The 13,260-nt window shown below is 70.2% G+C and carries 14 protein-coding genes; 6 read left to right on the forward strand and 8 right to left on the reverse strand.

The genetic code is table 11. The annotated features are described in order from the left end of the window. The first annotated feature begins 50 nt into the window (after positions 1-50). Genes ACDP63_RS01815 through ACDP63_RS01830 form a run of 4 tightly spaced genes read left to right on the forward strand, consistent with a single transcriptional unit; the run spans position 51 to position 3,634 of the window. Positions 51-683, forward strand: coding sequence for a CerR family C-terminal domain-containing protein (locus ACDP63_RS01815; protein WP_036747290.1), 633 nt, complete (start codon positions 51-53; stop codon positions 681-683). After that, positions 676-1,617 carry an HlyD family secretion protein gene (locus tag ACDP63_RS01820; protein WP_028710251.1) on the forward strand — a complete coding sequence of 314 codons (942 nt, stop codon included), beginning with the start codon at positions 676-678 and terminating at the stop codon, positions 1,615-1,617. The genes ACDP63_RS01815 and ACDP63_RS01820 overlap by 8 nt, the downstream gene beginning before the upstream one ends. Beyond that, on the forward strand, positions 1,614-2,522 hold the full coding sequence (locus ACDP63_RS01825) for an ABC transporter ATP-binding protein (RefSeq protein WP_409927644.1): 909 nt from the start codon (positions 1,614-1,616) through the stop codon (positions 2,520-2,522). Before ACDP63_RS01820 ends, ACDP63_RS01825 begins: the two co-directional genes overlap by 4 nt. Continuing rightward, positions 2,519-3,634: an ABC transporter permease gene (locus ACDP63_RS01830; RefSeq protein WP_028710250.1), complete on the forward strand. Its 1,116-nt coding sequence runs from the start codon at positions 2,519-2,521 to the stop codon at positions 3,632-3,634. The genes ACDP63_RS01825 and ACDP63_RS01830 overlap by 4 nt, the downstream gene beginning before the upstream one ends. A 12-nt stretch (positions 3,635-3,646) precedes the next feature. Here ACDP63_RS01830 and ACDP63_RS01835 read toward each other — a convergent pair whose 3' ends face one another. The 8 genes from ACDP63_RS01835 to ACDP63_RS01870 form a co-directional block, all read right to left on the reverse strand. Continuing rightward, positions 3,647-5,023 (reverse strand): amidase, encoded by a 1,377-nt coding sequence (locus tag ACDP63_RS01835; RefSeq protein ID WP_024843806.1) that lies wholly within the window; start codon positions 5,021-5,023, stop codon positions 3,647-3,649. 12 nt (positions 5,024-5,035) lie between these two features. Beyond that, entirely contained in the window at positions 5,036-5,782 is a 747-nt protein-coding gene (locus ACDP63_RS01840) for an SDR family NAD(P)-dependent oxidoreductase (protein ID WP_028710249.1), read from the reverse strand. 8 nt (positions 5,783-5,790) lie between these two features. Continuing rightward, positions 5,791-6,531: an SDR family NAD(P)-dependent oxidoreductase gene (locus tag ACDP63_RS01845; RefSeq protein WP_024843808.1), complete on the reverse strand. Its 741-nt coding sequence runs from the start codon at positions 6,529-6,531 to the stop codon at positions 5,791-5,793. Continuing rightward, positions 6,528-7,349, reverse strand: a complete 822-nt coding sequence (locus ACDP63_RS01850) for a polysaccharide deacetylase family protein (protein ID WP_024843809.1) — start codon at positions 7,347-7,349, stop codon at positions 6,528-6,530. Before ACDP63_RS01850 ends, ACDP63_RS01845 begins: the two co-directional genes overlap by 4 nt. An 11-nt stretch (positions 7,350-7,360) precedes the next feature. Further along, complete coding sequence (locus ACDP63_RS01855) at positions 7,361-8,149, reverse strand: ABC transporter permease (RefSeq protein WP_024843810.1); 789 nt, start codon at positions 8,147-8,149, stop codon at positions 7,361-7,363. After that, positions 8,146-8,997 carry an ABC transporter permease gene (locus ACDP63_RS01860; protein WP_024843811.1) on the reverse strand — a complete coding sequence of 284 codons (852 nt, stop codon included), beginning with the start codon at positions 8,995-8,997 and terminating at the stop codon, positions 8,146-8,148. Before ACDP63_RS01860 ends, ACDP63_RS01855 begins: the two co-directional genes overlap by 4 nt. Continuing rightward, positions 8,994-10,055, reverse strand: a complete 1,062-nt coding sequence (locus ACDP63_RS01865; protein WP_024843812.1) for an ABC transporter ATP-binding protein — start codon at positions 10,053-10,055, stop codon at positions 8,994-8,996. Before ACDP63_RS01865 ends, ACDP63_RS01860 begins: the two co-directional genes overlap by 4 nt. A gap of 64 nt (positions 10,056-10,119) precedes the next feature. Further along, positions 10,120-11,130 carry an ABC transporter substrate-binding protein gene (locus tag ACDP63_RS01870; protein WP_231486648.1) on the reverse strand — a complete coding sequence of 337 codons (1,011 nt, stop codon included), beginning with the start codon at positions 11,128-11,130 and terminating at the stop codon, positions 10,120-10,122. Between the two features lie 206 nt (positions 11,131-11,336). Here ACDP63_RS01870 and ACDP63_RS01875 point away from each other — a divergent pair, with 206 nt between their 5' ends. Further along, a complete protein-coding gene (locus tag ACDP63_RS01875) occupies positions 11,337-11,855 on the forward strand; it encodes a MarR family winged helix-turn-helix transcriptional regulator (RefSeq protein ID WP_024843814.1) in 519 nt (172 codons plus the stop codon). 3 nt (positions 11,856-11,858) lie between these two features. Then, entirely contained in the window at positions 11,859-13,061 is a 1,203-nt protein-coding gene (locus tag ACDP63_RS01880; RefSeq protein WP_024843815.1) for an alpha-hydroxy acid oxidase, read from the forward strand. The last annotated feature ends 199 nt before the right edge of the window (positions 13,062-13,260 follow it).

The following is a 13,260-nucleotide window of genomic DNA, read 5'->3' on the forward strand; positions in this document are numbered from 1 at the left end:
CGAAAATCCTGTATCAATCGATTGATTGATTGACCTCTGGCAGGATCGGCATGGACGCGCACCCGACCTGCATTTCCCTGATCCAGGCCGCGATACGGCAATTCGGCCGCGGCGGGTTCGAGGCCGCATCGACGCGGACCATCGCCGCGCAGGCTGGGACCAACATCTCCTCGATCGCCTATCACTTCGGCGGCAAGGACGGGCTGCGCATCGCCTGCGCCGATGCGGTGGCCGAACGGGTGGCGCAGGTCGCCCGGCCCCTGCCCGGCTTGCAGGACCGGCCGGACCCGCGCCACGCCCGGCTGCTGCTGCGGCGGCTGGTGCGCCGGATCGTCACCTTCATGATCGTCAGCCCCGGAGCCAGCGACGCGGTGGCCTTCGTGCTGCGCGAGCTGGCCGAGCCGGACAGCCCGGTGCTGGACCGGCTCTATGCGACGCTGATCGAACCGCGCCACCGGGCGCTTTGCGCGCTCTGGTCCGCCGCCACCGGCGCGCCGGCAGAGGCCGAGGAGGTAAAGCTGGCCGTGTTTTCCCTGGTCGGCCAGGCGGTCTATTTCCGCGTCGCCGCGCCCATCGTCCAGCGCCGCATGGGCTGGCGGCATTACGGGCGGGCCGAGGCGCGGGCGATCACGCGCCGGATGCTGGCCAACCTGGACCGGATGATCGGGGACGGGGATGGCTGATTTCCTGTGTTCTCTGGGCTTTCTGGCCGCGCTGTTTTCCCATTGCGGCCCGCCGCCGCCGCTGGGCGCCGGCTATGCCGAGGGCGAATATGTCCAGATCGCCCCCCTGGCGACGGCACGGGTCGAGGCGCTGGCGGTGCAGCGCGGCGACCGGGTCGAGGCCGGGCAACCCGTGGCGACGCTGGAGAGCCGCGACGCCGCGCTGGCGCTGGCCGCGGCCGAGGCCGCCCATGCCCGCGCCGCCAGCACCCTGGCCGACCTGGAGAAAGGCGGCCGCGCCCCCGAAATCGCCGCCATCGAGGCGACGCTGGCCTCGGCCCGCGCCCATGCCGAGCATGCGGCGCGCGAGGCGGCGCGGCAGGAGCGGCTGCTGGCGCAGCGCGTCAGCGCGCCCGCGCAACTGGAAGACGCCCGCGCCGCCGCCGAGATGGCCGAGGCGGCGGTGCGCGAGGCCGAGGCGCGGCTAGCCGTCGCCCGCCTGCCCGCCCGCCCCGATGCCATCGCCGCCGCCCGCGCCGCCCTGGCCCAGGCCGAGGCCGACCGGCAGGCGATGGAATGGCAGCTCCAGCAGCGCCGGCTGACCGCCCCCACGCCCGGCACCGTGACCGACATCCTGCGGCATGAGGGCGAGATCGCCGGCCCCTCGGCGCCGGTCCTGACCTATCTGCCGGACGGCGCGGTCACGCTGCGCTTCTATGTCGCCGAGGCCGACCTGGCCGCGCTTGCCCGAGGAACCAGGCTGACGGTCGGCTGCGACGGCTGCGCGCCGGCCGGCGCCACGGTCTCCTTCATCGCCGACGAGGCCGAGTTCACCCCGCCGGTCATCTATGCCCGCGACACGCGGCAGAAGCTGGTCTATCTGGTCGAGGCCCGCCCCGAGCCCGGCAGCCCGCTGAAGCCCGGCCAGATCGTCGAGGTCTGGAAGGCGCCATGACCCAAGCCACCGCCATCGACGTGACCGGGCTGACGAAATCCTTCGGCGGCAGGCGGGTGGTCGATGAGGTCGCGCTGCAAGTGGCCGAGGGCGAGATCGCCGGCTTCCTGGGCCCGAACGGCTCGGGCAAGACCACCTGCATCCGCATGATCTGCGGCTTGCTGACGCCCGACGCGGGCAGCGGCCGCGTGCTGGGCCTGGACCTGCGCCGCCAGCAGCGCGCGATCCGGCGGCAGGTCGGCTACATGACGCAGAAATTCTCGTTCTACGAAGACCTGTCCATCCAGGAGAACCTGGCCTTCGTCGCCGGACTCTACGGCCTGCCGCGGCAGGCGGTGCGCGACACGCTTGAGGATCTGGGCCTGACCTCGCGCCGGACCCAGCTCGCCGGCAGCCTCTCGGGCGGCTGGAAGCAGCGGCTGGCGCTGGCCGCCTGCATCATGCACCAGCCGCGCCTTCTGCTGCTGGACGAGCCGACCGCCGGCGTCGATCCCAAGGCCCGGCGGCAGTTCTGGGACGAGATCCACGCCCGCGCATTGGGCGGCATGACGGTGCTGGTCTCGACCCATTACATGGACGAGGCCGAGCGTTGCCACCGCATCAACTACATCGCCTATGGCCGGCTGGTGGTCTCGGGCACCGTGGCCGAGGTGATCGCAGGCGCGCGGCTGGTGACGCTGACCGTGCAATCGGCGCAGCCGGGCGAGCTGGCCGAGCGCCTGCGCCGGGCACCGGGCGTCGGGCAGGTCGAGCCCTTCGGCACCGCGCTGCACGTGACCGGCACCGACCGCGCACAGCTCGAAGCCGCGCTGGCCGCCGAGGGCGTGACGGGCCGGCCGGCCGAGACCAGCCTCGAGGACGTGTTCATCCGGCTGATGGAGCTCTCCGAGGACAACATGCGATGAGCTTTTCCCCGACACGGCTGCGGGCGCTGCTGCGCAAGGAGTTCATCCAGATGCGCCGCGACCGCGTGACCTTCGCCATGATGCTGGGGGTGCCGATCATGCAGCTTCTGCTGTTCGGCTATGCGATCAACAGCGACCCGCGCGACATGCCCACGGCCCTGGTCGCGCCGGTGCAGGATCGGTTCGGCCGCAGCTTTGCCGCGGCGCTGGAGAACAGCGGCTACTATCGCATCACCCACCCCCTTGCCACCGCCGACCAGGCCGAGCGGCTGATGACCCGCGGCGAGGTTGCCTTTGTCGTGACCGTGCCCGCCGATTTCGGCCGGCGGATGGAACGCGGCGACCGGCCGCAGATCCTGGTCGAGGCGGACGGCTCGGACCCCTCGGCGACCAGCGGCGCCGTCGCCGCGCTTCCCGGCATCGCCGAAAGCGCCTTTCGCCGCGACCTGCCGGCCGGGCCGGCGCGGACCGCGCCCGAGATCGTCACCCATCGCCGCTACAACCCCGAGGCGGTCACGCAATACAACATCGTCCCCGGCCTTCTGGGGGTGATCCTGCAGATGACCATGGTGATGATGACCGCCATGGCCCTGACCCGCGAGATCGAGCGCGGCACCATGGAAAACCTGCTGGCCATGCCCGCCACCCCGGCCGAGATCATGATCGGCAAGATCACCCCCTTCCTGACCGTCGGCGCGGTGCAAGTCCTCGTCATCCTGGGCGCGGCCTGGGCGATCTTCGACGTGCCTTTCGCGGGTTCGCTGGGGCTGCTGCTGGCGGGGGTGATGGTCTTCGTGCTGGCGCTGGTGCTGCTGGGCTATCTGATCTCGACCGCGGCGCGCACGCAGATGCAGGCGATGCAGATCGCGATCTTCATCTTCCTGCCCTCGGTGCTGCTGTCGGGGTTCATGTTCCCGTTCCGCGGCATGCCGGGCTGGGCGCAGGCCCTGGGCGAGGTGCTGCCGGTGACGCATCTGCTGCGGCTGGTGCGCGGCATCATGCTGAAGGGCGCGGGCTGGGCCGATGTCGCGCCGCAATTCGCCGCGCTCGCGGCCATGGTGTCGGTGCTGGGCACGCTGGCCCTGCTGCGGTTCCGCCGGACGCTGGACTGACCGGCGCGCCCGTCAGGCCAGCCGCATCACCGTATCCGCCAGCCGCAGCAGCATCCGGTCGCGATACCAGGGCGCGCAAAGCTGCAAGGCCACCGGCAGCCCCGCGCGGGTCCGCCCCCAGGGCAGCGAGATCGCCGGATGGCCGGTCAGGTTCTGCGGATAGGTGAACGGATACCAGGCCCCGCGGATGGTGCCGGCGGGCTGGCCGTCGATCTCGATCTCGCCCATCGGGTCATAGCCCAGGGCCAGCGGTGGCGCGGTCAGCACCGGCGAAACCAAGAGGTCGAAGCGGGCGAAATGCGCCTGCATCATCTGGAACAGCCGCGTCCGCGCCGCCGAGGCCTCGGCCAGATCCACTGCGGAATAGCCCTGCCCCAGCCGCGCCGTCTCGACCAGCGAGGGGGCGACCAGATCCTCGCGGCCGGCAAAGGCGGGGGCGGCGCGGGCGGCCAGCCCCACCCGCAAAAGGGTCAGGAACACCGGCTCGAAACTGCGGAAATCCAGATCGGCTTCTTCGACGACGGCGCCCTCGGCCTCGATGCGGCGCAGGGCGGCCTGGGTGATCTCGGCCGTCTCGCGCTCGACCCGCGCGCCGGCGGTGGGGATCCAGCCGATGCGCAGCCCCCTGAGCCCGCGCCCGTCGTCGGGATGGAGTTGCACGGCCGCCTGGCCATAGGGGTCGCGGGGGTCGGGGCCGGCCATGGCCTGAAAGAACAGCGCCGCATCCGCCACGGTGCGCGCCATCGGCCCGGCAAAGGAATTGGCGGCGAACAGGTCGGGCAGCGCCAGATGCGGGATGACGCCCAGCGTCGGCTTCATGCCGACGATGCCGCAGCAGGCGGCCGGGATGCGGATCGAGCCGCCGCCGTCGGTGCCGATGGACAAGGGGCCCATGCCCGCCGCCACCGCCACCGCCGAGCCGGAGCTGGACGCGCCCGCCGTCACGCCGGGGTCGATCGGGTTCAGCGTCAGCCCGGTCAGCGGCGAGCTGGCGGTCTGGGCATGGCCGAATTCCGGCGTCGTAGTCTTGCCGATCATGATGCCGCCGGCGGCGCGGGCGCGGGCGACCGAGACCGCATCCTCGGCCGGCACGCTTTCTGCGAACAGGCGCGAGCCCATGGTGGTGCGCACGCCAGCCGTGGCCAGCAGATCCTTGACCGAATAGGGCACGCCATGCAGCAGCCCCAATTCGTCGCCGCGCATCACCGCCGCCTCGGCCGCCCGCGCCTCGGCCCGCGCCGCATCGGCGGCGACGGTGACGAAGGCGTTGAGGTCGCGGCGCGCCTCGATCCGCTCCAGCGCCGCCTCGGTCGCCTCGACGGGCGAGATGGCGCGGCGGCGGATGGCCTTGGCCAGGTCAACGGCGCTCAGGTCGGCGATCTCGGTCATCGCGGGCTCCTTTCAGATCATCCAATGGCCGCCATCGACCAGCAGCGTCTGGCCGGTGATGAAACGCGCCTCGTCGCTGGCCAGGAAGGCGACGGCGGCGGCCACGTCCTCGACCGCGCCGACGAAGCCGACCGGGGTCTTGTCGACGATCTGCTGGATCACCTGCGCCGGCACGCGGTCATGCGCGGCGGTGCGGATGGCGCCGGGCGCCACCGCGTTCACCGTCACGCCATGCGGCGCCAGTTCGCGGGCCAGGCCGCGGGTCAGCCCGATCACCCCCATCTTGGCGGCGGCGTAATCGGCCAACCCCGGCTCGCCGGTAAAGGCGGCAAGGCTCGACATGTTGACGATGCGCCCGGCACCGCGCTCGCGCATCGCCGGCGCCACCAGCCGGGCCATGCGCATGGCGCTGACCAGCGAGATCTCCAGCACGAAGCGCCAGACCTCCTCGCGCGAGTCGCAAAAGGGCGCGCTGCGCTCGCGGCCGCTTTGGCCCAGGTTGTTCACCAGCACGTCCACCGGGCCGAGTTCGGCCAGGAAACGGTCGTGGAAGCCGGCCAGGGCGGCGGCGTCCGTGCAATCGCCCTGGACCAGCAGCAGCCGCCCGCCCGCCTCGGCGGCGAGCGGCGCGGTGTCGAGGTCCATGACCCCGACCCGCGCGCCCTCGGCCAGCATGCGGCGGGCGATGCCGCCGCCGATGCCCGCCGCGCCGCCCGTCACCAGCACGGTCTTGTCCCTGAACCGCATGCATCCCGTCATGGCCGGCCTCAATGAAAGGTGCGGCCGCCATCGACCGCCAGGGCAACGCCGGTGACATAGGAGGACTCGCCGCTCGTCAGCCACAGGATCGCCGCGGCGATCTCGGCCGGATCGGCGATGCGGCGCAGGGCATAGCGGTCGCGCACCGCCTGCAACTGCGCCTCGGCATCGCCCGCCGGGTCGATCGAGCTGCGCAGCAGCGGCGTGTCGACGGCGCCGGGGCAGACCACGTTCACGCGGATGCCGCTGTCCGCCAGCTCCAGCGCCAGCGATTTCGAGAACATCTGCAACCCCGCCTTGGAGGCGGCATAGCCGCTGCGCAGCCGCAAAGGCACCAGACCCGCACCCGAGGACAGGTGGACGATGGTGCCGCCCCCCGCCTGCCGCAGATGCGGCACCGCAGCCCGGCACAGCTTCATCGCGCCGGTCAGGTTCACGGCGATCAGCCGGTCCCAGGCCTCGTCGGTGATCTGCTCCAGCGCCGCGACCAGATCCAGGCCCGCGCAATTGACCAGCCCGTCCAGCCCGCCCAGCGCCCCGGCCAGCCGCGTCACCGCCGCCGCAAGCGCGGCGCTGTCGGTGATGTCGGCCACCGCGGCCGGCACCTGCAACCCATCCAGCGCCGCCCCGTCGCGGTCGATCACCGCGACGCGGGCGCCCTCGGCCAGGAAGCGCGCGACAGTGGCCCGGCCGATGCCCTGCGCGCCGCCGGCGATCAGGATGCGGCGGCCGGCCAGCGCCCCGCTCATGCCGCAGCGCCCTCCAGGCGCGGGCGCATGTCGGCGACCATCTCGTCGCAGCGGCCCATCCACACGTCGCCCTTGTCCAGCGCGCGCCGGATCAGCTGCTCAAGCACCCACAGGCGCGAGGGCTGGCCGATGATCTGCGGATGCATGCCGACCATCATCATCCGCCGCTCGGCATGCAGCATGTCCAGCTCCAGCGTCCACGCCTCCAGCAGGGCCGAGGGCGCCTGCATGGTCCGGCCCGGCAGCACGATGGAATATTGGAAGAAGGGCGCGTCATCCAGCACCCAGCGGAAGGGCAGTTCGACCAGCCGGGTCCGCTGCCCCTCGACCTCGTGCAGATAGGGCGAATCGTCGTCGAAGAAGTTCGAGGAATAGTCGAAGCCGTATTCCAGCATCAGCTGCATGGAAATGTCGCTGAGTTCGGCCGCGGGCGAGCGCCAGCCGCGCGGCGCCTGCCCGGTGGCGCGCCTGATCGCCTCGAAGCCGCGCTCCATCTCCTCGCGCTCTTCCTCGTGGCTGAGGTTCAGGATCCAGCGGTGCGAATAGCTGTGATGGGCGATCTCGTGCCCGCCTTGCAGGATGCGCTCGACCAACTCGGGGCGCTGGTCCACGACCAGGCCGGGGATGAAGAAGGTGCTGCGCAGGCCGTAGCGGCGCAGCAGGTCCAGCACGCGGTCGGTGCCGACCTTCCAGCCATAGGCGCCCTGCGACATCAGGATCGGGCGCCTGGCATAGGCGGGATCGCGCGCCGTCCACATCGTCTCGGCATCGAGGTCGAAGGTCAGAAACAGCGGAAAGCCCTTGCTGGTCAGATGCATGGCTGGTCCTTTCAGACGAATTTGTGAAAGCCGGTCCAGCGCTCGGCCAGCAGCAGCACGATCACGGTGGCGACGATCAGCAGGGTCGAGATGGCGGCGACGCCCGGATTGACCCCCATCTCGACCGAGCTGAAGATCAGGATGGGCAGCGTGGTCTGCCGGGCGCTGGCCAGGAAGATCGTGACCGGCACGTTCTCCATCGAGGTGACGAAGGCGAACAGCGCCCCGGCGACCAGGCCGGGCTTGATCAGCGGCAGCGTGACCAGCCGGAAGGCGGTGAAGCCGTCCGCGCCCAGCACCCGCGCCGCCTCTTCGACCGAGACGTCGAGGCCCGAGAGGCTGGCCAGCGCCGAGCGCAGGATATAGGGCACGGTGATGACGACATGGGCGACGATCAGCACCAGGAAGCTGCCGCGCAGGCCGACCAGCGTCACATATTGCAGCATCGCCACCCCGATCACCACCGAGGGCACGATCAGCGGCGCCATCAGCAGCGCGGTGATCGCCTCGGAGCCGGGGATGGCCTTGCGAAACAGCGCATAGGCCGCCGCGACGCCCAGGACCAGCGACAGAAGCGTCGAGCTGACCGCCAGGATCAGGCTGTTGCGGATCGCCCGGATATAGACCGGATCGCTCAGCACCTCGGCGAACCATTTCAGCGTCCAGCCCTGCGGCGGGATGGTCAGGTAGGAGGTCTCGCTGAACGAGGTCAGCACGACCACCAGCACCGGCACCTGCAGGAAGGCCACGACCAGCAGCGCGACGATGGAAATGGGCAGGGTGGGTTTCATGTCGCTCATGCCATGCCCGCCCATCTTCTGGTCATGCGGCTAGAGAGCCAGATGATGACCAGCGTCGAGGCCGCCAGCGCAAAGGACAGCGCCGAGCCGCTGGGCCAGTCCAGAAGCTGCATGTATTCGTCATAGATCAGCGTCGCCATCACCTGATAGGTCGGCCCGCCCAGCATCCTTGGCGTGACCAGCGCCGAGATGGTCAGCACGAAGACCAGGATCGAGCCGCCGATGATGCCCGGCGCCGTCAGCGGCAGGGTGACGGACCAGAACACATGCGTCCGGCTGGAGCCCAGCGTCGCGGCCGCCGCCTCGACGTCGCGGGGCACGTTTTGCAACGCCGCGACCAGCATCAGCACCATGAAGGGCAGGTAGATATGGGTCAGCCCGATCAGCAGGCCGGTCATGTTGAACATCAGCTTCAGCGGCCGCTCGATCAGGCCCAGGTCGATCAGCAGGTTGTTGACCACGCCGCGATTGGTCAGCAGCACGATCCAGCCAAAGGAGCGCACCACCAGGTTCAGCATCAGCGGAAAGATCACCAGAAGCGTCAGCGGCAGCCGCCAGCGCGGATGGCCGCGCACGATCAGATAGGCGACCGGATAGCCGGTCAGCAGGCACAGCACGGTGACGCCCAGCCCCAGCGCCAGCGTGCGCAGCACCACCTCGCGGTAATAGCCGTCGGTGGCGATGCGCAGGTAGTTTTCCCAGGTGAAGCTGCCCGCGACCATGCCCTGCCCCGGCTGGTATTCCTGGAAGCTGGTCGGCAGCAGCAGCACCAGCGGCACCACGAAGGACAAAAGCAGCACCAGCAGAAGCGGCGCGATCAGCAGCCATGCACTGCGCTGGCCGGTCATGACGCGGCCCCCTGCGGCAGCACGATGATGTCGCGCGGCCGGATCGCCAGATGCACCGGCTCGCCCGGCGCGAGATTGGCGGTATCCTCGGCCGAGGGCACCTCGACCACGATCTCGGCGCCATGGGCCAGCCGCACCACCAGCTGCACCTGCGGCCCCGAGAAGGCGCGCAGCGCCACGGTGCCCGCCAGCGCGCCCGGCTCGGGCGTGCGCAGGACGCGGATCGCCTCTTGCCGCAGAAAGACCTCGGCCTCGCTGCCCTCGGGCAGGTCCAGCCGCTCGGGGCGCAGCGCCAGCCCGGCGCCAAGCGCGACGGTGCCGGCCTCGATGCGGCCTTGCAGCCGGTTCGGCTTGCCGATGAAGCTGGCGACAAAGGCGTTCGCCGGCCGGTGATAGATCTCCTCGGGCCTGTCCAACTGCTGGATCACGCCGCCATGCATGACGCCGACGCGGTCCGACAGGCTCAGCGCCTCGGCCTGGTCATGGGTGACGAACAGCGTGGTGATGCGCAGTTCCTGCTGCAACCGCTTCAGCTCGATCTGCATCTCGTCGCGCAGCTTGGCGTCGAGGTTGGACAGCGGCTCGTCGAACAGCAGGATGCTGGGCCGGGGCGCAATGGCGCGGGCCATCGAGACGCGCTGCTGCTGGCCACCGGAAAGCTGGCGCGGGAAACGCGCGCCATAGCCGCCCAGCCGGACCATCTCCAGCGCGGCATTCACCCGCTCTTCCAGCGGCTTGCCGGATTCGCCCTTGCGGCGCAGGCCGAAGGCGACGTTCTCGAAAACCGTCATATGCGGAAACAGCGCATAGGACTGGAACACCAGCCCGATGTTGCGCTTGTTGGGCGGCAGGCGCGTCACGTCGCGCTCGCCGATCATGATCTGCCCCTCGGTCGGCTCCAGCAAGCCGGCGACCATGCGCAGGATCGTGGTCTTGCCGCAGCCCGAAGGCCCGAGGAGCGAGACGAACTCGCCCTCGGCGATCTGGAACGAGGCGTTCCTGACCACTTCCGTCTTGCCATAGCGCTTGACGATGTTGCGCAGGGAAAGGTTGCTCATCTCACCTCGTCGGGGCTTTGGGTGGGTTGCGGTCGGTCCCGGCAGGAAACCCGCCGGGATCGGCTCAGCGCAGCACTTCGCGCTGCCAGCGGCGGGTCCAGTCGGGCATGACCACGGCCATCTCGGCCGGGTCCAGGAACAGCATCTGCCCGGCCTGCTCGGCACTGGGCAGGATGGTCGCCAGGTCGTCCGACAGCACCACCTTGCTGTTGACCGGGCCGATCACCTGCGCTTCCGAGAAGCATTTCTGCGCCTCGACCGACAGCACGGTGTCGATGAATTTCAGCGCCAGCTCCTGCTGCTGGGCACCCTTGGGGATCGAGATGGTCGGGCGGATGCCCACCGCGCCTTCCTGCGGATAGGCGACGGCCAGCGGCAGCCCGCCCTTGATCGCCACGCCGGCGCGGTCGGGATACCAGACCGCGATGTCGATCTCGCCCCGCTCGAACAGCGAGACCACCTGGTCGGCCTGGGTGTGCAAGAGCACCGCCGATTGCGCCAGCGGCTTGATCTTGGCCAGGCCGGGGCCTGGGTCTTGCAGCGTGCCGCCCTCCATCTGGTTCAGCGCGGCCAGGAATTGCCAGCCCGCGGTGGCCGAGACGTCGCCGATGGTGATCCGGCCTTCGTATTTCGGATCGAACAGGTCGTTCCACGAACTCGGCGGCGTGGCCACGGTGTCCTTGTTGTAGACGATGGTCGTCGCGCCCAGCATGGCGGCGACATAGGCGTCGCCCTTGCCCCAGGCGCCCTCGATGATGTCGGGTGCATTCGCCAGCGTGGCGCGGTCCAGCGGCACCAGCAGCCCTTCGTTCGCCATCTGCACCGCGAAAGCGTCGTCGGCAAAGACCACGTCCATGTCCGACTGCCCGGCGGTCGCCCTGACCGAGGCCGCGTGCTGCGCCGAACTGGCCGGCTTCAGCAGCACCGAGGCCCCGGTGGCCTGGGTAAAGGGCTGGACATAGCAGGTCTCGACGTTGTCGGCGAAAGAGCCGCCGAAGGCGCCGACGACCAGCTCCTGCGCGGATGCGGCCGCGATCGGGCCAAGCGCGGCAGCCGCCGCGACCGTCGTCGTCAATGCGAATTTTCTGAACACAAGCAAACCTCCCCGCCTGGTTGTTCTGGCCGGTCGCCGCAGGCGCTCGACAGGAACCGACTCTGCCAGTCTGGCATATGTCTTTCAGTAAAGATACCAGAAAGCCACTTGAAAGATACAATTCCAATGCCGTCGCGGATGGGGTAATGACGAAGGGCATGCGCATCATTCAGCGGCAAGGGCACAGCTTGGACGAGGAACCGATAAGATACTGGGAAAACGACCGGATCGGCCGCGGCATGCGGCAATGGCGACGCGAGGTGCCGCAGATCGACAGCAGCGGCAAGGCGGTGGTCGGCCGCGTCCTGCACCTGCAAGAGGTCATCATCGACAAGGTGAACCGCAACCTGGCGCGATTCGGCCTGAAGTTCCCGACCTATGCCATCCTGGCCACGATCCGCGTCAGCGGCCCGCCCTATCGCATGACGCCGAGCGAGCTGCTTGCCGCCATCGTCATCTCTTCGGGCGGGCTTTCCAACCTGCTGCGCAAGCTGGAAAAGGACGGGCTGGTGCAGCGCAGCGCCGACAAGCGCGACGGCCGCGGCGTCATCGTCGAGTTGACCGGCAAGGGCATCGCCCTGACCGATGAGAGCATGGCCGCCCATGCCGCGCTGGAGCGCGAGCTGATCGCCGCATTGTCGCCGCAGGACCGCGAGAACATGGCGCGGATGCTGAGCATCCTGATCGCCACCAACAGCGCGGGATAGCGGATGGACCGCACCCGCCACGCCGTCAACATCGACGAGATCGAACAGGCGGCGCGACGCTACCTGCCGGGTTTCCTGTTCGATTTCATCGCCGGCGGCGTCGATGGCGAGGCGGGGCTGGACCGCAACCGGCAGGCATTCGCCCGCCACCGGCTGGTGCCGCGCTATCTGCGCGACGTCTCGCGCCGGTCGCTGGCGACGCGCATCCTGGGCCGCGACTACGCGATGCCCCTGGGCATCTCGCCCACCGGCCCGGCGCAGCTGTTTCGCCGCGATGCCGACCGGATGCTGGCCCGCGCCGCGCGCGAGGCCGACATTCCCTTCATCCTGTCCGGCGCCGCCGGCGCCTCGCTGGAAGAGATCGCCCGCATCGCGCCGGATCACGGCTGGTTCCAGCTTTATCCGGCCCGCGACCGGGCAATCACCCGCGACCAGATCCGCCGCGCCGCCGATGCAGGCACCCCGGCGCTGGTGCTGACCGTCGATACGCCGGTGACGCCCAAGCGCGAACGCCACCTGCGCAACCGCATCTCGGTCCCCTTCCGGCCCGGCCCGGCGCTGTGGCCGCGGCTGGCGAAAGAGGTGCTGCTGCACCCCGAATGGTTCCTGCGCTTCCTGCTGGGCGGCGGGATGGAGACGATGGGCAACTGGGCGCCCTATGCCCCCAAGGGCGCCGGTGCCTCGGACGTGGCGGCCTTCTTCTTCGACCAGGCCTTCGTGCCGGGCGACAGCGGCACGCTGTGCTGGCGCGACCTGGAAACCTGCCGCGCGCTCTGGCCCGGCCCGCTGGTGGTCAAGGGCATCCTGCACCCCGAGGATGCCCGCCGCGCGGCCTCGCTTGGCGCGGATGCGATCCTGGTCTCGAACCACGGCGGCAAGGCGCTGGACGCGGCGCCCGCGGCACTGGACATGCTGCCGGCGATCCGGCGCGCGGTCGGCCCGGATTATCCGCTGTTCCTGGACAGCGGCGTCCGGCGCGGCTCGGATGTGGTCATCGCCTTGTGCCTGGGCGCGGATTTCGTCTTTGCCGGCCGGCCGACGCTTTACGGCACCGCCGCCGGGGCCGAGGCGGGCGCGCGCAAGGCGCTTGCCATCCTGCGGCAGGAAACCGACCTGGTCATGGCCGGGATCGGCTGCGTCTCGCCGGCGGAACTGGGTGCGGACTGCCTGGCAGGCGGGGCCGGCAATGAAGAGGCGACGTCCTGACCGGACGGTCCCGCCCGTGGTTGTCCGGCGGCAGCCCTTCGGACCGCAGGTCGGGCGGGTCGTGAAGACCCCGGAACGCTGGCCCGCCTGAACGCCGCCGCCCGGTCCGGTCGCCCCGCAACCGCAGCTGGAGATCGGTGTCGGGGGCACCCGGCATCGGCAAGGCCCGTCCGCCGTTGCGGCGCGGGCGGGCCCGGTG

Origin of the sequence: Paracoccus sp. P2, assembly GCF_046335115.1 — a bacterium.
In the GTDB taxonomy this organism is placed as follows: domain Bacteria; phylum Pseudomonadota; class Alphaproteobacteria; order Rhodobacterales; family Rhodobacteraceae; genus Paracoccus; species Paracoccus pantotrophus.